The 20,664-nt window shown below is 57.3% G+C and carries 17 protein-coding genes and 1 pseudogene; 14 read left to right on the top strand and 4 right to left on the bottom strand.

Going from position 1 to position 20,664, the window contains the following annotated elements; all coding sequences use genetic code 11:
- Nucleotides 1–62 precede the first annotated feature (62 nt).
- The 6 genes and pseudogenes from BI364_RS08970 (at nt 63) to BI364_RS08945 (ending at nt 8,231) form a co-directional block, all read left to right on the top strand.
- Nucleotides 63–1,067 (top strand): TIGR00341 family protein, encoded by a 1,005-nt coding sequence (locus tag BI364_RS08970; protein ID WP_070078451.1) that lies wholly within the window; start codon nt 63–65, stop codon nt 1,065–1,067.
- 404 nt (nt 1,068–1,471) lie between these two features.
- Nucleotides 1,472–2,068, top strand: a complete 597-nt coding sequence (locus BI364_RS08965; RefSeq protein WP_083251280.1) for a GAF domain-containing protein — start codon at nt 1,472–1,474, stop codon at nt 2,066–2,068.
- 696 nt (nt 2,069–2,764) lie between these two features.
- Nucleotides 2,765–3,052: a hypothetical protein gene (locus BI364_RS08960; RefSeq protein ID WP_070078450.1), complete on the top strand. Its 288-nt coding sequence runs from the start codon at nt 2,765–2,767 to the stop codon at nt 3,050–3,052.
- Between the two features lie 27 nt (nt 3,053–3,079).
- Nucleotides 3,080–4,662: pseudogene (locus tag BI364_RS08955) on the top strand (sugar porter family MFS transporter).
- Nucleotides 4,659–5,858, top strand: a complete 1,200-nt coding sequence (locus BI364_RS08950) for an acetate/propionate family kinase (protein ID WP_070078449.1) — start codon at nt 4,659–4,661, stop codon at nt 5,856–5,858. Before BI364_RS08955 ends, BI364_RS08950 begins: the two are co-directional and overlap by 4 nt.
- Nucleotides 5,859–5,861: 3 nt before the next feature.
- Complete coding sequence (locus BI364_RS08945; protein ID WP_070078448.1) at nt 5,862–8,231, top strand: phosphoketolase family protein; 2,370 nt, start codon at nt 5,862–5,864, stop codon at nt 8,229–8,231.
- Nucleotides 8,232–8,450: 219 nt separating this feature from the next.
- On the opposite strand, the gene BI364_RS17900 is transcribed toward BI364_RS08945, so the two are convergent.
- Complete coding sequence (locus tag BI364_RS17900) at nt 8,451–8,597, bottom strand: hypothetical protein (RefSeq protein ID WP_156782683.1); 147 nt, start codon at nt 8,595–8,597, stop codon at nt 8,451–8,453.
- Nucleotides 8,598–8,759: 162 nt separating this feature from the next.
- On the opposite strand from BI364_RS17900, the gene BI364_RS18930 reads away from it, so the two are divergent.
- On the top strand, nt 8,760–9,314 hold the full coding sequence (locus tag BI364_RS18930) for a cation-transporting P-type ATPase (RefSeq protein WP_197495649.1): 555 nt from the start codon (nt 8,760–8,762) through the stop codon (nt 9,312–9,314).
- Nucleotides 9,296–11,281, top strand: a complete 1,986-nt coding sequence (locus BI364_RS08940; RefSeq protein WP_267887979.1) for a plasma-membrane proton-efflux P-type ATPase — start codon at nt 9,296–9,298, stop codon at nt 11,279–11,281. Before BI364_RS18930 ends, BI364_RS08940 begins: the two co-directional genes overlap by 19 nt.
- A 444-nt stretch (nt 11,282–11,725) precedes the next feature.
- Here the strand turns inward: BI364_RS08940 and BI364_RS08935 are convergent, their stop codons facing one another.
- Nucleotides 11,726–12,445 (bottom strand): Crp/Fnr family transcriptional regulator, encoded by a 720-nt coding sequence (locus BI364_RS08935; RefSeq protein ID WP_070078447.1) that lies wholly within the window; start codon nt 12,443–12,445, stop codon nt 11,726–11,728.
- Nucleotides 12,446–13,094: 649 nt separating this feature from the next.
- Here BI364_RS08935 and BI364_RS08930 point away from each other — a divergent pair.
- The gene (locus BI364_RS08930; protein ID WP_070078446.1) at nt 13,095–13,550 is read left to right on the top strand and encodes a hypothetical protein; all 456 of its coding nucleotides are present in this window, start codon (nt 13,095–13,097) and stop codon (nt 13,548–13,550) included.
- Nucleotides 13,551–13,783: 233 nt separating this feature from the next.
- Here BI364_RS08930 and BI364_RS08925 read toward each other — a convergent pair whose 3' ends face one another.
- Nucleotides 13,784–14,956 (bottom strand): benzoate/H(+) symporter BenE family transporter, encoded by a 1,173-nt coding sequence (locus BI364_RS08925; RefSeq protein WP_233279472.1) that lies wholly within the window; start codon nt 14,954–14,956, stop codon nt 13,784–13,786.
- Between the two features lie 109 nt (nt 14,957–15,065).
- Between BI364_RS08925 and BI364_RS08920 the strand changes: the two genes are divergently transcribed.
- The 5 genes from BI364_RS08920 to BI364_RS08900 all read left to right on the top strand — a co-directional run bounded on the left by BI364_RS08920 (nt 15,066) and on the right by BI364_RS08900 (nt 19,898).
- A complete protein-coding gene (locus BI364_RS08920) occupies nt 15,066–15,659 on the top strand; it encodes a helix-turn-helix domain-containing protein (protein WP_070078444.1) in 594 nt (197 codons plus the stop codon).
- 10 nt (nt 15,660–15,669) lie between these two features.
- Entirely contained in the window at nt 15,670–16,128 is a 459-nt protein-coding gene (locus tag BI364_RS08915) for a DUF3291 domain-containing protein (RefSeq protein WP_070078443.1), read from the top strand.
- Between the two features lie 111 nt (nt 16,129–16,239).
- Nucleotides 16,240–18,204 (top strand): sensor histidine kinase, encoded by a 1,965-nt coding sequence (locus BI364_RS08910; RefSeq protein ID WP_197495647.1) that lies wholly within the window; start codon nt 16,240–16,242, stop codon nt 18,202–18,204.
- Between the two features lie 53 nt (nt 18,205–18,257).
- Nucleotides 18,258–18,890, top strand: coding sequence for a LysE family translocator (locus BI364_RS08905; RefSeq protein ID WP_070078441.1), 633 nt, complete (start codon nt 18,258–18,260; stop codon nt 18,888–18,890).
- Nucleotides 18,891–18,983: 93 nt separating this feature from the next.
- Nucleotides 18,984–19,898 (top strand): LpxL/LpxP family acyltransferase, encoded by a 915-nt coding sequence (locus BI364_RS08900; RefSeq protein WP_197495646.1) that lies wholly within the window; start codon nt 18,984–18,986, stop codon nt 19,896–19,898.
- 10 nt (nt 19,899–19,908) lie between these two features.
- Here BI364_RS08900 and BI364_RS08895 read toward each other — a convergent pair whose 3' ends face one another.
- On the bottom strand, nt 19,909–20,583 hold the full coding sequence (locus BI364_RS08895; protein ID WP_070078439.1) for a tyrosine-protein phosphatase: 675 nt from the start codon (nt 20,581–20,583) through the stop codon (nt 19,909–19,911).
- Nucleotides 20,584–20,664 lie beyond the last annotated feature (81 nt).

Here is a 20,664-nt window from a genome sequence, read left to right as displayed (position 1 = left end):
CGACAAGCTCGGTCAGGACATGACTGAAATCCGTAATTGAAAATAAAAAGGGTGACACCACGATGGCGCTGCGGCTAATTGAGATGGTGTTGCAGGAGAAGGACGGCGAAGAAGTCCGCGAGCTTCTTAAAGAGCAATCTGTGCTGGAACATCGTCAGCTTCGATTGTCGGGCGGGGAAGTATTGGTGCGGATTTTGTTGGATGCGGAACAGAACGAAGCTGTGCTGGATCTATTGGGGAAACGGTACACCGGTGAGGCGGGTAACCGGGTGGTGATTCTGCCTGTCGAGGCGACTTTACCGCGAGCGGAGCCGGAGTCGGTGGCCCAGCCTGGGCAACCGACATCAGAGGAAAAAACACCGGGGCGGATTGGCCGGGAGGAATTGTACGAAGACATCAAGGATGCCGCGCAGCTTTCGAGGGTCTATCTTGCCATGGCGGCGTTGTCCACCGTCGTGGCCGCCATCGGTCTGTATTACAACAGCGTGGCAATCATCATCGGAGCGATGGTGATTGCGCCCCTGCTCGGGCCGAATATGGCGTTGGCACTCAGTACGACGTTGGGCGACCTGACATTGCTTCGGCACGCGCTCCTGACAGCTCTGGCCGGAATTGCGACGGCCATCGTCTTGGCGGTGATCATCGGCATGCTGCTGCATGTGGACCCGACATCGCCACAACTTGCGTCGCGTGGTGGGGTAAGGTTGGGCAACATCGTGGTGGCCTTGGCGTCGGGTGTGGCGGGGGCGTTGGCATTCACGACGGGTGTGTCTGCGACGTTGATCGGCGTGATGGTGGCGGTGGCGTTGTTACCGCCTCTGGTGGCGTTCGGGCTGCTGCTGGGCAGCGGGCATCCGGCGTTGGCTATGGGTGCGTTGTCGCTGTTCCTGCTGAACCTGGTTTGCGTGAACCTTGCCGGTGTGACGACGTTTCTAGTGCAGGGCATTCGACCGGCCACCTGGTGGGAGGCAGATCGGGCAGTGAAAGCCACGCGCATTGCCATCACGCTGTGGGTGACATTGTTGGCGCTATTGATCGGGCTGATCCTGCTGTTGCGAAAAGGCTGAGTATGCTCGGGGAAAAATCGGCTAAGTTGAAGTGACTGTTATCCGCCATCTCCGAGCTGCTATCCCAGGTCAGTGATTTATAGCGTTAGTGCGCCGCAACAGGGTCATTTAGCTTCGGCGTGCGCTGTTCAAGCCACGACGAGGTGCTCGGGGCAGACCCAAGGCACTACCTGTCTGAGTTGTGGTTCCCAATGGGCAAATATCGATCGCGCAGTGACCAGGAGGCACTATCCCATGATCCTCGCCGAGGGCTCTGCTTGGCCGTGGTTTCGTGAAACCAGTACGTGGGTATCAAAACATTCAACATGCCAGTAGTCACTGGCCTATGATGAACGAGAGGTTTTTGTTACTGACGGCACGTCACCTGCTCGGTGAAACTCGTCGATTGTACTCAGGTGTCCAACATGGCTTACGACACTGATTTTATCGTCCGTCTGATTGGTGCTTCCGAGCTGATTGAGCGACGCGGAAATCTTGAAGATGCCCTCGGTGGGTTAGCCGAGATGGCTGCCAAGCTGTTGAGCGCGAGTATGTGCTCCATCATGTTACTTGGCGATGAGGAAGTGGCAGATGGGATGCCGTACGAGCCAGGCTTACGTGTATACGCGCACTACGGTGCGCTACCGCAAGAGGCGTACGCACAGTTCACCCGCCTCAACGAAGGCATTTCTGGTCATGTTGCCGCGACTGCCGAGCCGTTGCTGATCGAAAATATCGCTCGTTCCCCGTTCATGAGCGTGGCGCGTCATGCCCATGATCGCCCAGGTAGCCTTGTCTCCACCCCAATCTTTTTGAACGACAAGGTGATCGGTGTATTTAACGTGTCCAGTCCGCTAGACGAGCGTGTCTTCATTCGGCGCGATCTGGATTTGCTCAGTATTTTTGCCTTATTTGTAGGCAAATCCATTCATGTCGCGCAACTGCAGAACGTCCTGCGTTCCCGCCTTATGCAGGTGGCTCTGGCGTTGGAAGAGAAGGGGGAAGGGCGGTATCGCCTTTAAGTCCGGACCCCGTGCATCTGGCCAAAATCCTCGCCAAGACGATCTACCGCGAGATGACTGAAAGTGGTTTCGGAACGAGCCAAATCGTCGGTGTTGCTACCGAGGTAATCGGCCTTCTCAATGAGAAATTGGAACACAGTGGTGATCACGCGATTCTCAAGAATCACTAATGGCTTCAAGATGACCAGCATTTAGGCTCGGGTGAGTCAGTCGATCCCAAGCCCATCAGAGTATCGATGCAGGCTGAAACCGCACACGATTCATCATCATGGATGACATCGTTTGCGCTATAAAAATCAATCGATTAAATCTAAACACCTCCTCTGACCGAAAATGCAGCGGAATCATCGTGCTCATCAGGGGTCATCTTGACAGCATCCAAATTCGGCCTCCATCAACGTTTGATTTGATCCGTACCGGGTGCTTTCATCACGCCTTTAGGTCTTGAGAAGACTTTTTGCCTTACTACGCGTTTGGCGTATGCCCATGTTTAAGCAAGGAGTCCAGTTTGATGTGAGTGTCGAACTCTGACTGATTGGTAATCCCTCGTATGTTCGCTGCCGCACAGTAATGACTCGCCGCGATCGATACCTTCTAACGGTTGCAACCCTCTTTAGCAGGGTTTTGCCATGAATCCGATCACCGGATTTTATGGTTTCAGCTTTCGGCCTCTCGGGCTAGGCCATCGGCAACTGGATGAATCTTTACTATCTGGCACTGGTGTACGTCGTTACCGCCATCGTCATCACACTGTCGCTGAAAAGGGGCAATGCTTGGCAGAAGTTTGTCATCCGGAAGCTGGGCAAACTGAAAATCGTCAAAGGGCCGGGGGGGCGCCATGATCGCGGTCATCGACAATGTAATTACAGATATCTCATGCAATGCTATCTGAAGGAGAAAATGCTTTCCTTGCACCTGATCTCGAGATTCAAGCATAAGCTGCGTTGCTGCCACTCTGAAATATTCTGCGCGGCGAAACGCTAACTTTAGCCATTATTTATTGGACGGTGGATGATTGGGGAACGCGTCAAGACATTTAAGACGCTTAATGATGGTTTAGGATTTTTCTCGCCGAGCTTCCGACCCAGTCGGTGCTTGCAGGTGGACAGATCAAATTCACTCGCTAATGGCCGGGCGCCAGCCATTGGTAAGGTAAAGATTGAAAGGCTCGTATTGCGACGGGGCACCGGGATGGCATGGACCGGGCGTAAAGGAATGGGACCCATGGAAAATAAAGCGCGGACGGATGGGGAATATTTTGTCTATCTCGCCACAGCAATTACGGCGTTAGGTGGGATGCTGTTCGGTTATGACATCGGCGTCATCTCCGGGGCTATTCTGTTCATCAAAAAAGCTTTTTCGCTTTCGGCGGGCATGGAAGAAATCGTGGTCAGTTCCGTCTTGCTGGGATCACTGGCCGGCGCGGCAGCCGGTGGTATTTTGGCTGACCACTTGGGCCGCCGTCGATTATTGATCGGTACTTCGATTGTTTTCGGCCTGGGCGCCGTCGGCGCGGCCCTGGCACCGGGCACGATGTGGTTGATTACAGCCCGGATCATTGCCGGTATCGCCATCGGCATCGCTTCATTTGTTGCGCCGCTCTACATTTCCGAGATTGCCCCAGTCGCTATTCGCGGGAAACTGGTTTCGATCAATCAGCTCGCGATCACCTGCGGCATTGTCATTTCCTATTTGGTGGACTACGCCTTCGCCGCTTCGCAGGCATGGCGTTGGATGTTTGCAATGGCGGTGGTTCCCGCCGCCGCGTTTGGCATGGGTCTGTTTTTTATCCCCGACAGCCCGCGCTGGCTAGCGGCTCGTGGCCACGAGGATCAGGCTCGAGCGGTGCTGAAACGGATTCGCGACCCGGATGAAGTCGAGTGCGAGTTGGATCAGATTCAGCAAAGCGTGAAAAAGCAAAAGGGAAACTGGTCCGCATTGTTCAGCCCGCTGTTGCGCATGGCGATGGTCGTCGGCGTGGGACTGGCCATCGCACAGCAAATCACCGGTATCAATACGGTCATCTATTACGCCCCGACGATTTTCAAGTTCGCCGGGTTGTCTTCGGCATCGGCGGCGATTCTGGCCAGCGTCGGTGTCGGCGTCGTCAACGTCGTCCTGACGCTGGTGGCGATGCAACTGATAGACCGGGTTGGCCGTCGACCACTGCTTTTGATCAGTCTGGCAGGCATGGCGATCAGCTTGGGTGTGTTGGGTTTGGCGTTTTCGCTGCCGCAATTGTCTGGCAGCCTGAGCTGGATCGCCGTGACCAGCCTGATGTTGTATGTCGGTTCGTTTGCTGTAGGGCTCGGCCCGATATTCTGGCTTATCCTCTCGGAAATCTATCCATTGGCCATCCGTGGCCGGGCCATGAGTGTGGGCACGATTGTCAATTGGGGGCGAATCTGATGGTGGCCTTATCGTTCCTGACACTTACGCAGGTTCTAGGTAAGGCCGCAACGTTTTGGTTATACGGCGCCATCAGCATCGGGGCCTGGTTGTTTGCGTTTTTCCTGGTGCCGGAAACCAAGGGGAAAACCCTGGAACAAATTGAGGAACACTGGCGTACAGGAAAGCACTTGAGGACATTATGAAATCTGCGAATTCACGGATTCTGACGATCAACGGTGGCTCGTCGAGTATCAAGTTCGCGTTGTTCGAGGCGGGTGATCCGCTGGAACTTATGCTGGAGGGCGGGATTGAGCGGATCGGATTGCCCGAGGCTATTTTGCGAGTGAAGGGCGTGGAGCCGGCGGATAACTTTTCGCGGTCGGTGATGGCTCAAGATCACAAGGCAGCAGTGGAAGTGTTAATGGATTGGATCGAGCAACGCCTCAGTCGTGATGCCTTGATCGCGGTGGGACATCGCGTGGTGCATGGTGGGCCTAAATACAGCGAGGCGCAGCGAATCACCACGGAAATGGTTGAGGAACTGAGAGAACTCAGCCCTTTCGATCCCGAACATCTGCCAGAAGAAATTATGTTGACCGAGGCGTTTCATCATCGGTTTCCAGATTTGCCCCAGGTGGCGTGTTTCGACACAGCGTTTCATCATGACCTGCCGCGGGTGGCGCAACTGTTGCCGCTCCCGCGCCGCTACGAAGCGCAGGGTGTGAGGCGCTATGGGTTCCATGGATTGTCGTATGCGTTTCTGATGGAAGAGCTGGCCCGCTTGGCGGGAGCTGAAGCGGCGCACGGGCGGGTCATCCTCGCCCACCTCGGCAATGGCGCGAGCTTGGCTGCGATAGGGGGTGGAAAATGCGTGGACACGAGTATGGCTTTTACCCCGACTGCAGGGATACCGATGAGCACTCGCTCGGGCGATCTGGATCCGGGGCTGTTTGGCTATCTGGCGCGCAGCGAGAATATGAGTGCGACGCAATTTAACGAGATGGTCAATTTTCAGTCTGGTCTGCTCGGTGTATCAGAGACCAGTTCTGATATGCGTGACCTGTTGGCGTGCGAAGGGCGGGATGTACGTGCGGCGGAAGCGATTGACCTGTTTTGCTACCAGGTAAAGAAATACATTGGTGCCTACGCAGCGGTGTTGGGCGGTTTGGATACCTTGGTGTTCGCTGGTGGTATTGGCGAAAACGCGTCGCTTGTCCGGCAACGGGTTTGCGACGGATTAGGCTTTCTCGGCATCGAACTCAACCATGAGCGAAACGCAGAGAGCTCAGCGCTGATTTCAGCGGACAATGGCCTCGTCGAAGTGCGAGTCATCCACACCAACGAGGCATTGATGATTGCCAAATCTGTTGTCCATGTCCTATCAACGAAGGAAACATAGACCATGACGACCAACACGCTCACGCCTGACCTGCTGCACAAGATCGACGCTTACTGGCGCGCCGCGAACTATCTGTCGGTTGGCCAGATTTTTCTCTACGACAACCCACTGCTCAGGCAGCCACTTAAGATAGAGAATGTGAAAAAGATGCTGCTCGGCCACTGGGGCACCACGCCTGGGCAGAACTTCATCTACGCGCATTTGAACCGGATTATTAAACAATACGACCTCAACATGATCTACGTTTCCGGCCCCGGTCACGGCGGTCCGGCCGTGGTCGGCAACACCTATCTCGAGGGCACTTACAGCGAGATCTATCCGAACATCAGCCAGGATGAGGCGGGGTTACAGAAGCTGTTTCTTCAATTTTCGTTCCCCGGCGGCATACCCAGCCATGCTTCGCCGGAATGCCCGGGTTCGATTCACGAGGGTGGCGAGCTGGGTTATTCGCTCAGCCATTCATTCGGTGCGGTGTTCGACAATCCCGATCTGATCGTGGCCTGCGTCGTCGGTGATGGCGAGGCAGAAACCGGACCGCTGGCCACGGCGTGGCAGTCCAATAAATTTCTTGATCCGATTACCGACGGTGCGGTGCTGCCGATCCTGCACCTCAATGGTTACAAGATCAGCAACCCCACCGTCCTGGCTCGCATCGAGCATGAGGAACTGGAGCAATTTCTGCGCGGCTGCGGCTGGACACCCCATTTTGTTGAAGGGGATGAGCCGGAAATGATGCATCAACTCATGGCTGGCGCGCTGAATAAAGCCATTGAAGAGATTCAGCACATTCAGAACCATGCACGTAACCAGAATGACGCCACGCGTCCGCGCTGGCCGATGATCGTCCTCAAATCACCCAAGGGCTGGACTGGGCCGAAGGTGGTCGATGGCCTGCAGGTGGAAGGCACCTTCCATGCACACCAGGTGCCGCTCCATCCGCACCAGAAACCAGAACACCTCAAGCTGCTGGAAGACTGGATGCGGAGTTACCGGCCAGAGGAACTGTTCGATGAACAGGGTCGCCTGAAAGCGGCACTGGCCGAACTCGCGCCCAGGGGCGAACGACGCATGGGCGCGAATCCGCACGCCAACGGTGGCATGCTGATGCGCGATCTGCGCATGCCTGATTTCCGCGACTATGCGGCCGATGTGCCTGTGCCGGGGGCACCTGGCGTCGGTGACACGCATCTGCTCGGGCCGTTCCTGCGCGATGTGGCGAAGCTAAACCGTGAGCAGCGGAATTTTCGAGTGTTCGGTCCCGACGAGACAGTCTCCAACGGTTTAGAGGCGCTGTTTGAGGTGACCCAGCGCCAATGGGACGCCGCGACCGTGTCGAACGACGAATTTCTTGCGCCCGCCGGCCGCGTGATGGAGATGCTGAGCGAGCACCAATGCGAAGGCTGGCTGGAGGGCTACCTGCTCACCGGTCGGCATGGGCTGTTCAACTGCTACGAGGCGTTCATCCACATCATCGACTCGATGTTCAATCAGCACGCCAAGTGGCTCAAGGTCACCGCGCATTTGCCGTGGCGGCGTAAAATTGCATCGTTGAATTACCTGCTGACCTCACATGTCTGGCGCCAGGATCACAACGGCTTCACGCATCAGGATCCCGGTTTCATCGACCACGTCGTCAACAAGAAAGCTGAGGTGGTTCGGGTTTACTTACCGCCTGATGCCAACTGCCTACTGTCGGTGATGGACCACTGCCTGCGCAGTCGTCATTACGTTAACGTCGTGGTCGCGGGCAAACACCCGGCGCCTCAGTGGTTAAGCATGGATGCTGCCGTCAAGCACTGCAGCGAAGGTCTCGGTATCTGGCAGTGGGCCAGCAACGACCAGGCCGTTGCGCCCGACGTGGTCATGGCCTGTTGTGGGGACGTGCCAACGCTCGAGACGCTGGCTGCCGTCTCTATCCTGCGCGAACATCTGCCCGAACTGAAAATCCGCGTCGTCAATGTCGTCGATCTGATGAAGTTACAGCCGCAACTCGAGCATCCGCACGGTTTGAGCGACACCGACTTCGACGAACTCTTCACCAAGGACAAGCCCGTAATTTTTGCCTACCACGCCTACCCGTGGCTGATCCACCGGTTGACTTATCGACGCACCAACCACCACAACATCCATGTGCGTGGTTACAAGGAGGAGGGCACCATCACCACGCCCTTCGACATGACGGTGCTCAACGACCTGGATCGTTTCCATTTAGTGATGGACGTCATTGACCGCCTGCCGCAGACCGGAGACAAGGGTATCTACCTGAAGCAGCAGCTCAAAGACAAGCTCATCGAACACAAGCATTACATCGACAAGCATGGCGAGGATATGCCGGAGATTCGTAACTGGAAATGGAAAGCATCATTGCATTGAAAGGCTACATGACACTCATTCGATGCGCGGATCGTCCTTTTACCTGAAGTGAGCCAAAGGAACCAAATTGCCATACCGCGCAATGAAGAAAACAGCCACAAGCTGCTCGCCGTTCACGCCAGCGGGAAGCTGGTAAAGGACGGTTACACAGGCGCCTGCATTCAAGCGACTCATCCATCAGCACGGAAGGAAACGCATCCCGTTCGACATGTCCGATTTTTACGGCTGGGAAGCCCGCGCGCGGAATAAGAGGACACTGAGTTCGGCCTTAAACACTACGCTGACCTCGGGCGTCTCGCGATGGTAGGGGAAACAGTGGCAATAAGGCAGGGCGGCGTTCTGCAAGCTGGTTTGGACTTCGATCACGCGGACGCCTCTGGGTCGACGCGCATGTGGTTGGATGAAGCGTAGCGGCTTCTGCTGCCACGTAATGGATTCATACCGCGAGGGTAGGGACTTGGGTATGCCAACGAATTTGCGGAAAAACACGAAACCTTGGGTTGCGTAAAAACAGAAGGAATACCTCTGATGAAACCCGATACCGGCCAGTCCAAGACGCTCGAAGCGAAGTCAGTTCCGAAGCCCGATTCAAAAGGCGATCTGAAATCCCTGCCCTTGGCGGACGTAGAAAAACAATTAGGATCGTCACCGGACGGTCTCACCCAGGCCGAGGCGGCAAAGCGGCTGAGCCAATATGGGCCCAACGAGATAGCGGAAAGGAAGACCAATCCGCTGCTGAAATTCCTCAGCTATTTCTGGGGTCCGATCCCGTGGATGATCGAAGCCGCCGTGATCCTGTCGGGGGTGGTCGGGCACTGGCCGGATTTTTTCATCATCCTGGTGCTCTTATTGGCCAACGCCGTGGTCGGATTTTGGGAGGAATATTCGGCGGGTAATGCCATCGATGCCCTTAAGGCTAAGTTGGCGGTCAAGGCCCGGGTGATCCGTGACGGCAAGTGGGTCAATCCGGCGGCGCGCGAGCTGGTGCCGGGGGATGTCATTCGTATGCGCTTGGGCGATATTGTGCCGGCGGATGCGCGTTTGCTGGACAGCGATCCCCGTCGATCGATCAGTCTGCGCTGACCGGAGAGTCCTTGCCGGTCGAACGCAAACCGGGCGACGCAGTGTTTTCCGGTTCTATCATCCGCCGGGGCGAGAGCAGTGCAATGGTGTACGCCACGGGCGCGAACACTTACTTCGGTAAGACCGCAGAACTGGTGCAGGACGCGCACACCGTCAGCCATTTTCAAAAGGCGGTGTTGAAGATCGGCAACTACCTGATCATGCTCGCGGTATTACTGGTGGCTACAAGCGTTGCCGTCGCCGTTTTCCGCGGCGATCCGATTCTCACCACCTTGCAATTCGCCCTGGTGCTGACCGTGGCCGCGATTCCGGTGGCGATGCCCACAGTATTGTCGGTGACCATGGCGGTCGGTGCGCGCCTGCTCGCCAAGAAGCAAGCGATCGTCAGTCGTCTGGTAGCCATTGAGGAATTGGCCGGCGTGGATGTGCTGTGTGCGGATAAAACCGGCACGCTGACCCAGAACAAACTCACACTGGGCGATCCGTTCAGCGTGAACAATGTCTCTGCCGAGCAGGTCATCCTTGATGCGGCGCTGGCGTCGCGTGCGGACGACAAGGACACCATCGACCTGGCCGTGCTGGGCGGCCTGAAAGATGACAAGGCCCTGAAGGACTATCAGGTCAAGCATTTCCAGCCATTCGACCCGGTGCACAAGCGCACCGAAGCGACCGTCAAAGGCGCAGACGGAAAACAATTCAAGCTAACCAAGGGTGCACCGCAGGTAATCCTGGCGCTGGCCGCCAATGCCGATGAAATCAAATCTGCCGTCGACAAGGCGGTCAACGACTTTGCGGCGAGCGGCTTTCGGTCACTCGGCGTCGCCCGGACAGATGAAGCAGGCAAGTGGATGCTCGTCGGCATATTGCCGCTGTTCGATCCGCCGCGGGAAGATGCCAAGGCAACCATCGCGACCGCGTTGGCGATGGGCGTGAAGATCAAGATGGTGACGGGCGATGCGCTGGCCATCGCCAAGGAAACCGCCAAAAAGCTGGACATGGGCGCCAATATCCTTGATGCCTCCAGCCTGGACGACTCGAAAAAGGAGGAGAGCACGGAGGTGGCCGAGTCCATCGAGACGGCCGACGGCTTCGCCCAGGTGTTTCCCGAACACAAGTTCCACATCGTGGATGTCCTACAAAAACGCGGTCACATCGTCGGCATGACCGGCGACGGGGTGAACGATGCCCCCGCGCTGAAGAAAGCCGACTGCGGCATCGCCGTGTCGGACGCGACTGACGCAGCGCGCGCGGCAGCGGCCATCGTATTGATGACACCAGGCCTGACGGTGATCATCGACGCGATCAAGGAGAGTCGGAAGATTTTCCAGCGGATGAACAGCTATGCGATCTACCGCATCGCCGAAACGCTGCGCGTGCTGTTGTTCATGACGCTCTCGATCCTGATCTTCAACTTCTATCCGGTCACGGCGGTCATGATCGTGATGCTTGCCTTACTTAACGACGGCGCCATCCTGTCCATTGCCTATGACAACGTGCACTACAAGGACCAGCCCGAGACCTGGAACATGCGCATGGTGCTGGGGGTTGCCACGGTGCTGGGTCTTGTCGGCCCCATCGCCGCGTTCGGACTGTTTTTCCTGGGTGATCGGGTCTATCACCTTGACCACCCGCATCTCCAGACCATGATGTATCTGATGCTATCGGTCGCCGGACATCTGACGATTTTCCAGACACGCACGCGCGGCCCATTTTGGTCGATACGACCCGCCTGGGTTTTATGGATAGCAGTGCTTGGAACCCAAATCGTGGCGACCTTGATCGCGGTTTATGGGTTATTCATGACGCCACTGGGCTGGGGTTGGGCCGGGTTCGTGTGGGGTTATGCGCTGCTGTGGTTCCTCGTGACCGACCCCGTGAAACTACTCGCCTATCGGCTTCTTGATCCAGTGAAAGCTGGGGCCAAGGTTCCAAACTCGAAGTTAAGTCCGAATCCAAAACGGATATGAAGCCCGTAGCCCGGGACAAATCGAAACCTGAGGCTAAACCCGAAATCAGAACTGAAGACCTGTAGTCTGAGTCGGGTGCCAAACCCAGATCTGCGGCCGAACCGGAAGCTGAAGCCAAGGGCAAAACGATTTCCGATCTGACACAGCAGATCGCCACACGGGCGCATGACCTCGATGAAGGAGTAGGGCCGACGGGAGGGTCGATCGGTTGATGATCAGGAGCAGGCGGAGCGACAGAATCGGATAGATAAATCAAAAACTGATGTCAAGCCGGAAGGCCAGTCGAAACCTGAGGAGGGGGCGGAATCATGATTCCGCACTGGCTCTGCACCGTGACTCCATTTTCGCTCGGTTCTCGGCTTCACCGCTGCCGGGGTGATCAGGGTTGAGGCATTATTCAGAACAATGTTGACGATTTGGGCCTATTTCCTGATGCCTGCACGCTCAGATCAAGCCCTGTTGCGGCAGCAGCCTATCGTATTCACGTTTGACTACCGCGTAACATTCGCAGACGCGCTGCTCCAGTGCAGCCCGATCCAGCACGGTGATGTGTCCGCGGTGGTACTTGATCAGTCCGGCTTGCTGCAATTTGCCCGCCGCTTCGGTCACGCCCTCGCGACGCACACCGAGCATGTTGGCGATCAAATCCTGCGTCATCATCAGATTGTTGGATTGCAATCGATCAAGGCTCAACAACAGCCAGCGACATAGCTGCTGATCCAGCGAGTGGTGGCGGTTGCACACCGCTGTTTGTCCCATTTGCGTGATCAGTGCCTGCGTGTAGCGCAGTAGCAAATGCAACACCGGGCCACCCCGGGAGAACTCCAGCATCAGCAGGCGGGCATTAATTCGAAAACCCTGGCCAGCACTTTGTACGACCGCTCGACTGGTGGTCGACTCGCCGCCCATGAACAACGAAATGCCGACGACGCCCTCGTTTCCGACCACGGCGATCTCCGCTGAGGCGCCGTCCTCCATGACATACAGGAGCGACACAATAGACGTCGTCGGGAAATAGACGTGCGTCACACTGCTACCGGACTCGTAGAGCACTTCGCCCAAGGGCATATTGACAGGCTCCAGATGCGACAGCCATTGTGACAACTGTTGCGCAGGCAGGGCCGCGAGCAGCAGGTTCTGCATCAGCTCTTGCACTGTAACCATGTCTATCCCTTGGCTTTTGAAACTGAAAATATTCTAGCAAAACAATCCACTAAGCGCAGCCAGAACCGACCACGCATGCTCGCCATAAGCGGATTGAACTGCCTCGCCGCGCACCGACTAACCTTGATTGCAAGGCAAAATTCATCGGCACGGCATTCGATGCCCATCTCAGCTCATCACACCCGACAGGCATTGGTGGGTGCGCCAGCGCACAGACACACTTGCCGCGCAAGCACAATCTTCACTGTAACAGCGGATGGCACCGATTCAAGAGGCGCGTTTACGTGAATCTGCGAGGTAGACGCAATATCCCCAAATAACGGTGCAATGACCCAACGCCCCCTAATTCAATTCATGTAGCAGTAATTGCACGTAAGTGACGAGGCTGCGCTGTGGTCAGCGCAACATTCCCGCCCTCACAACGAGGGCAGAAGCGAAGGAATCAAAGACATAATGAATTCAAATCGCGATGTATCCAACAAGCTCAAACTGCGTCACGACAAACACGAATCTGAGAAACACGAAAAGCCCGGTTCTGACAAGCGACGCAATAATCAGAATGTCTACAAGAAGGCAAATCCGCCTACAGGTGATCGCTGAGTTCGATACTAAAGCAGGATGAATTTAATCATATTATGGAGATCAGATCATGACTAAACGTTATCTACCTTTATTCAGCCTGTTGAGCATATTCGCCATCAGCTCAGTGATACCGCAGTATGCATTGGCCGCCGGAGCCAATCTGGAATGCAAAATGCACTTCAAGACCACCAGTTGGTCTGCCATCTACAAGCACGTGGAAGGAGGCGGTTTGGTGACTTGCACTGACGGATCTTCCATGCACGTGAAAATTACCGCGCGGGGCGTCGGCCTCACCGCTGGCAAGTTCCATATCGACAATGGCGTGGGCACCTTCACGGATGTGCATCACATTGACGATGTGCTGGGTTCGTACGCACAGGGCGAGGCCAATGCCGGCCTAGGGAAATCGGGTTCCGCGCAAGTCCTGACCAAGGGTGCCGTGTCGCTGGCGCTTGCGGGTTCAGGCCACGGTGTCGATCTGGGTGTCAGTGTTGGCAAGTTCACCATCAGCCGAGTCAAATAAAACCACACATTAAGGCTGCGAGCAGGTGGCGATTCAGGCGGCCTCTTTAAATTCGGGTTGGCAAAATTTTGCGTACAGCCTGAAGCAGCCTGGTGATTTTTGATCTAGTGTGAGGGTGATGCTCATTAAATTTCTTATCGTAAAACTAATATTCAGCTAACACCAAAGAGAATGGTACGTGGCGCTTCGATAAATCAATATTAGTCACCTGCCGGTGCGTCCCGCGTTCAATATCAGCCGCGTAGCGACTCCCGCAACGAGTCCCCAGAACGCGCAACGAGTCCCCAGAACGCGCCGCCGATACCGAGCAAGGTCAAACCAGAAGCGGTGACGAGGAAGGTTACGAGCGCGGCCTCGCGATCCTTGGCATCGTTGAGTGCGCCGTGCAGGCTATTGCCGATCGTGCCGAGCAACGCGAGGCCTGCGAGGGCGAACACGTAGGCTTGGGGCAGTGCGGCGAACAGTGCGGCGATGGTCGCGCCGAACAATCCGATGAGAATATAGAAAAAACCGCCGGCGACTGTGGCCAGGTAGCGCGTATTGCGTTCGGCTCCGGCTTCTTCGCCCAGGCAGATCGCGGCGGTGATCGCGGAAAGATTGAGTGCGAAGCCGCCGAAGGGGGCAAGGATCAGTGTGGCCAAACCGGTCACGGTCAACAATGGCGATATTGGTGTCTGGTAACCGTTGGCGCGTAACACCGCCAGGCCTGGGATGTTCTGCGAGGTCATGGTCACGATAAACAGCGGAACACCCACACTGATGAGCACCGGCAGAGAAAAACTTGGCCAGGTGAATACCGGTCGTGCCAGCGCGAGGTGAACGCTGTGTCCGTGTAGTTGCCCGCTGAAGGCGATATAGAGCAGACCGACGATCAGTACAAGGGGTATGACGTAACGGGGGCGCAAGCGTTTGCCGACGAGGTATGTGAGGAGCATCAGCGCGACCAGGCTGAAATCCTGATGCATGGCGGTGAATGCCTGCAAGCCGAACTGCAGCAGAATACCCGCGAGCATGGCCGATGCGAGTGATCCGGGGACATGATGCATCAGGCGCTCAAATACCCCGGAGACGCCGACGAGCACGATCAGCAATCCACTGAACAGAAATGCCCCAGTCGCGTCGCTAAGGCCGATGCCGCCAAGCCCGGTTACCAGCAGGGCAGCGCCAGGCGTGGACCACGCAGTGAGTACAGGCTCTCGGTAATATAACGATAACCCGATGCTGGTCAGCCCCATGCCAAGCCCCAAGGCCAGTATCCAGGAGCCTATTTCGGTGGAATTTGCACCGGTAACCTGCGCGGCTTGGATGACGATGACCACGGCACTGGCGAAACCGACCAGCACGGCGACAAAACCGGCGCTCACATGCGAAACAGCGGGCAGGGTTATGGAAGAATGTTTGGACACTGGCAACCTCGATTACGGCGTGCGTTATGACGCATATTCGGGCCAGCCTAGCATTGTGCGTTATGACGTACAATGCTGAAAAGTCGGGTTAGTATCGGGAGATGGGTCTATGAGCAGTCGGGTGAGCGATGCCGATACGGCGGGGGCCCATGAAGCGATCGGTGCGCGTCTGAAGGCTCTACGTCTGGCGCGAAGTTGGAGTCTCGATCGCGCCGCGGAGGCGACCGGTGTCAGCAAGGCCATGCTGGGTCAGGTCGAGCGCGGCGAATCGAGTCCCACGCTGGCCACGTTGTGGAAGATCGCGACGGGTTTCAGTCTATCGATTTCGGCCTTGATCGCACCGCCGCTCAGGGTTGAGCAGCCGGATATCGGTCGCAGCGATACTCATGCGGTTTGGACCGATGGGCGCATGCGGATCAGAACATTGTTTGGCTTCGACGCACGCCTGGGCTTTGAGTGGTTTGAACTGACTCTGCCGGCCGATACGACTCACCTGTCGGAGGCGCACGAAGCCGGTGTGATCGAACACGTCACCGTGATTTCTGGCGAAATGGCGTTGTTGTTGGACGGGGGCTGGGTTTCGTTGCGTGGCGGCGATTCGGTCCGCTTCGCCGGAGACGTAGCGCACGGTTATCGCAATATGGTGGCTGAACCGGTCGTTTTCCACAATTTGATTCACTATCCTTCCGGTTCGGATAGATAAGGTTAAAGCCATGACGACGCATATACTCGCGCAACTGAATGTGGCCCGGATGAAAACCCCACTCGACGCGCCAGAAATGACCGATTTTGTGGCCAATCTCGACCGCATCAACACATTGGCCGAGCAATCGCCAGGTTTCGTGTGGCGCCTGCAGACCGAGGGTGGGGATGCCACGGCATTGCGGCCGCTGGGCGATCAAATGTTGATCAATCTATCGCTATGGGTAGATGTCGGGGCGCTGAAGGATTTCGTCTATCGTTCCGCTCACACCGAGATCATGCGCCGTCGGCGTGATTGGTTTGAGTCCATGGAAGCGGCCTATATGGTGCTTTGGTGGGTGCCGCAAGGCCACCGTCCGAACGTTGCTGAAGCGGTGGAGCGATTAGGATTACTGCGCGAGCAAGGGATCTCGGCCGAGGCCTTCACATTCCGCGAGATTTTTGAGCCACCCAGCGTGGCCGGAGACTAAGCAACCGTGCTTGTGTCCTGAACATCGCGTCACCAACGAGGTGTCGGGGCACGATGCCGTAACGACCTCGCACGGACTGGCTATCTTAAAGGGATGATGGATTCGACCAAGATGGATGAGCCAACGATTATTGCCGATCAGCCGGCCACCTCAGCGCTTCGTGCCTCATCCAGGCGTGAGGCTTATTTGTGTGTCGCGCGGCACGTCGCGGTGGTTACGACCGCCTTGCTTGCGTCGGTCATCCTGGTCGCCTGGCAAGTCACGGAGATCGGCAATCGGCTACCAGCGACATGGTCCCTGATGAAGGCCAATACCGCGCTGGGTTTGTTGTTGAGCGCGGCAGTCCTCGCCTTATCGCATCGCCATCGGCTGTATGCGAAATTCGGCAGCGCATTCATCGTTTTGCTGGCCTTGGCCGCACTGCTTGGCCACTTGAATGGAAAGGCATTGTGGATCAATACGATCTTGATGACGCACACCGCAGCGGCAGTGCCTGGCTCCATGTCCGTGCAGACCGCCCTGTTTTTCCTATTCATGGGATTTCCGCTAGCGTTTCAGAAGCATCCCAGTCGGTGGCTGAATTATGCCGTGGATATCTGTGTTGGCGGGTTATTGGTCATGGTGCTGGTGATTTTGGCCGGTTATCTGTTCAACGCCAGCCATTTATTCGGGCAATCTCCGACAATTCGCACCTCGCCGCAGACCCTGGTAGGGATGGCCTTGTTAGTCTTCGCGCTATTTGTGGATAGGACGCGAACGGGGATTTACGCGGTCTTGGTGGCTCCCGGCATTGGTAGCCGATTTGCGCGTTCGGCGCTGCCCTTTGTGTTGATCGTACCCTTCCTGATCATCGCTGCCGGCACCTACCTCACAGAAGACGGCTGGCAATCCGAGGCCTATTCGACTGCGACGATGGCGGTGGTGCTGGCGGCGGTACTCATGGCCTTCGTGATGCTGGCGGCCTGGCAGATCAATCGTACGGCGGATATTTTGGCGGACACGGAGGGTCAACTCCGTTTGCTGCTCGACTCCGCCGGCGAGGGGATTTATGGGTTGGACCTGGATGGGTGTGCGACCTTCGTTAATCCGGCCACAAGCAGCATGCTGGGCTTCGCAGCCTCTGAGCTGCTAGGGCGCTCGATGCATGAGCTGACGCATCATCATCGCCCGGATGGCTCGCTTTATCCCGTGGCGGATTGCCCCATGTCTATGGCATTGCGCGACGGGCGTGTTCGTCGTGTCGATAGCGAGGTGCTCTGGCGCAAGGACGGCACGAGCTTTCCCGTCGAATACGTCACAACACCGATCTGGAAGGAAGGTACGCTCGTCGGCGCGGTGGTTATTTTCAACGACGTGACGGAACGCCTGAAAACCGAGCGACTCAAGGACGAATTCATCGCAGTCGTCAGTCACGAGCTGCGTACCCCATTGACGTCTATCAAGGGTGCGCTCGGTCTCATCGCGAGCGGCAAGCTGGGCACGCTGACCGAAAATGGCGTAGAAATGGCCAGAATCGCTTGCGAGAATACCCAGCGGTTAGAGCTTCTGGTGAACGATTTACTGGATATCAATAAAATTCAGTTGACGGGCGCGTCGCTGAAAATGGCGCCTGTCGCCCTGCATGATTTGATCGATAAAGTGCTCCGCACGAATCAGCCTTATGCGGATAAATCCAACATCGAGTTCGCCAGAGTGCCCGATACATTGGGTGAGATCCGTATATTCGGCGACGAAAATCGCCTGATTCAGGTGTTGACCAACCTGCTTTCCAATGCGATCAAATATTCATCGGCAGGTGGGCAGGTGAGAGTGTCTGTGCGTGAGGAGGAACAGGCCGTCCGCGTCAGTGTCAGCGACGATGGCCCCGGCGTGCCGCTCGAATATCAACCGCACGTATTCGAGAAGTTTTCCCAGGCAGATGCCTCCGATACGCGTCAGCAGGGCGGCACCGGGCTGGGTCTCGCGATTTCCAAGGAGATTGTAGAGCGGCATGGTGGTCGTATTGGTTTTGAGAGCACGCCGGGGCAAGGCGCCACCTTCCATTTCGATCTGCCGTTGGCGGTCACTACGCCCTGAACGGTCTGAAAGTTGGTTGCGGCCGAAAGCAATTCACGCGACGAGGCGCCCGGATGTTCGGTATACACGATCTTGGGTTGTTCATGCTCTCCGGCCTGCTGCTGAACATCACGCCCGGACCGGACACGCTGTATATCACCAGTCGCAGCCTGCAACAGGGCTGGCGCGCCGGCGCGATGGCGTCGATCGGCGTCAGTGCGGGCTGTCTGATACACACGACGGCCGCGGCGATAGGCCTGTCCGCGCTGGTAGCGGCGTCCGCAACCGCCTTCGCCGTGGTCAAGATTCTGGGCGCGTGTTATCTGATCTACATGGGTATCGGGCTGATGCGAGGGCCGGTGCTGGCTGACGCCGATCAGAGCCGGCGGCTCGCGCCGGCAAGTCTATGGCGGGTATTTGTTCAAGGTTGCCTGACCAATGCACTCAATCCCAAGGTGGCCTTGTTCTTTCTGGCATTTCTGCCCCAATTCGTCGCGGCCAATGCGCCACACAAAGCGCTGGCCTTTCTATTCCTGGGACTGTTGTTCAATCTTACTGGCACGCTCTGGAATCTCGGCGTCGCGGTCACGGTCGCCCGACTGGGCGCGGGATTGCACCGACATCGCGTCAGGATCTGGTTCAGCCGCATCTTAGGCGGCCTGCTGGTGCTGGTCGGCGTCCGCCTGATTTTCGTCGAGCCGCATTGACCGCTATCCTGTCGTCGTGAGCCGCTGTGCTAACATCGCGCGCCATGTTCATCACTCCTGTGTATTCAGCCAACGCACTCGTCCGGAATTCTCGTGGTTGAGCCGACTCGGCCGCCGCTGGCGCCGCGTTACTGGGCTGGCTGGTGCCTCGTCGGCCTAATCCAGTTCAGCCATCTGCTGCTGCCGCGTCGGCTACGCCGCATCGTCGGTCGAGGATTGGGCTCACTGGCTTGGCACTTCAACCGCACCCCGCGTCGCGTCGCACTGATCAACCTGGAACGCTGCCGGCCAGCGCTCGATGCGACGGCACGCGAGGCGTTGCTGCGCGAGCATTTCAAGCTGATGGGGCAGGGGATATGGGACTACCCCTTGGCCTGGTTCGGTAGCCGTCGGCGCCTCGAACGCGAGGTTGCGATAGAAGGTTTGGAGCATTTGACGGCCGCGCGTGAGGCGGGACACCCGGTGATTCTGATGGTGGCGCATACCGCTGCGCTCGACATCGCGCCGCCACGGTTGGCTATGGAGGTGCCGATGGCCGGGCCCTACAATCCCTTCGGCAACGTGTTGGCGGATTGGCTGATCGGCCATGGGCGAAGCCGCTTCGGCAATCGCCCGATTTCCCGTGAATCCGGCCTTCGCGGGTTGTTACGCGCGCTGCGCGATGGCGGTGTGTTGTATTACCTTGCGGACGAGGACTATGGCCGCGAACGTTCCGTATTCGTCCCCTTGTTCGGCCAGAGCAAAGCCACGCTGCCGATCATCGGCCGACTTGCGGGTGCGAGCGGCGCGGTGGTGCTGCCGACGATGACGGTCTACGATGCGGCGACATCGTGTTACCGCGTGATTCTGGACCCGCCCCTCGCAGACTTTCCGACCGGCGATCCGGCACGCGATGCAAGGCGCATGAATGAGGCCCTGGAATCGCAGATTACGCGCCATCCAGCGCACTATCTTTGGACGTTGAAGCTATTTCGCACCCGCCCGGAGGGCGAGGAAAACTGGTACTGAGCTGCGTAGGCTATTCACGTCGCAGAATGCGGTCGACGAGGGCATTGAACCAGCGGTTGCTGCGGAAGCTCGCACGGATGTCTTCCTGCCGATACTCGGTACGAATCCAGTCTTCCAGACTGATGCCGGATATACGACGGGCCAGTTCATAGCGTTCGAAGAAGTGGTCGAGCAGGCCGGTACGTGCATGGCGATAATGCCAGAATGGCCAGAAGCGAAGCTGCCGGGTATGCGTCAGCGCTACGTCTTCCATCCAGTGCAGGTATAGCGTTGCCATGAAGCCGGCACGGTCGGCCCCGGACATGCAGTGAAACAGTGCCGGGTATTCGATCTCGGCGAGCAGTCGTTTGACCTCAAGTAATGCCTCGGGGCGGTGAGTGTCGCGCGAGAACAGACGCAGATCGACATGCTTGACGCCCTCGCGCGCGCAAAGCTCGCGTTCGAGTGCCAGTGTCGGGGTATCGATGGGGCCGCGCAGGTTGACCACCGTGCGCAAGCCGTCGCGCCGAATACACTTGACCAGGGTCCAGGGTGGCAGTTGCCCTGAGCGGAAGGCCCGGCGCCCGACGGCATGGTAGTTGGTGGTCAGCAGAATACGGACCCAGCCATGCTCGTGCACCAATGCGTGCCAGTAGGCCCATAGGCGCTGTCGCGGGCTGAGCGGTGTGGGTTGCGGGTCCGGCATGTTGCTGTGTGATATTGGTGGTGCTTGATTGGCCGCCTAGTTTACGTGAACTCGCCTCCGGGCGGGCCCGGATTCTCGATG

Origin of the sequence: Acidihalobacter yilgarnensis (assembly GCF_001753245.1) — a bacterium.
In the GTDB taxonomy this organism is placed as follows: Bacteria; Pseudomonadota; Gammaproteobacteria; order DSM-5130; family Acidihalobacteraceae; genus Acidihalobacter; species Acidihalobacter yilgarnensis.
Note: the sequence above shows the minus strand (reverse complement) of the source record. Positions and strands in the feature narration are given on the sequence as shown.

Bases quoted from the DNA above. Each gene is read 5' to 3' on its own strand.
- BI364_RS08970 (WP_070078451.1), top strand. From the start codon at position 63: ATGGCGCTGCGGCTAATTGAGATGGTGTTGCAGGAGAAGGACGGCGAA.
- BI364_RS08965 (WP_083251280.1), top strand. From the start codon at position 1,472: ATGGCTTACGACACTGATTTTATCGTCCGTCTGATTGGTGCTTCCGAG.
- BI364_RS08960 (WP_070078450.1), top strand. From the start codon at position 2,765: ATGAATCTTTACTATCTGGCACTGGTGTACGTCGTTACCGCCATCGTC.
- BI364_RS08950 (WP_070078449.1), top strand. From the start codon at position 4,659: ATGAAATCTGCGAATTCACGGATTCTGACGATCAACGGTGGCTCGTCG.
- BI364_RS08945 (WP_070078448.1), top strand. From the start codon at position 5,862: ATGACGACCAACACGCTCACGCCTGACCTGCTGCACAAGATCGACGCT.
- BI364_RS18930 (WP_197495649.1), top strand. From the start codon at position 8,760: ATGAAACCCGATACCGGCCAGTCCAAGACGCTCGAAGCGAAGTCAGTT.
- BI364_RS08935 (WP_070078447.1), bottom strand. From the start codon at position 12,445: ATGGTTACAGTGCAAGAGCTGATGCAGAACCTGCTGCTCGCGGCCCTG.
- BI364_RS08930 (WP_070078446.1), top strand. From the start codon at position 13,095: ATGACTAAACGTTATCTACCTTTATTCAGCCTGTTGAGCATATTCGCC.
- BI364_RS08920 (WP_070078444.1), top strand. From the start codon at position 15,066: ATGAGCAGTCGGGTGAGCGATGCCGATACGGCGGGGGCCCATGAAGCG.
- BI364_RS08915 (WP_070078443.1), top strand. From the start codon at position 15,670: ATGACGACGCATATACTCGCGCAACTGAATGTGGCCCGGATGAAAACC.
- BI364_RS08910 (WP_197495647.1), top strand. From the start codon at position 16,240: ATGGATGAGCCAACGATTATTGCCGATCAGCCGGCCACCTCAGCGCTT.
- BI364_RS08905 (WP_070078441.1), top strand. From the start codon at position 18,258: ATGTTCGGTATACACGATCTTGGGTTGTTCATGCTCTCCGGCCTGCTG.
- BI364_RS08895 (WP_070078439.1), bottom strand. From the start codon at position 20,583: ATGCCGGACCCGCAACCCACACCGCTCAGCCCGCGACAGCGCCTATGG.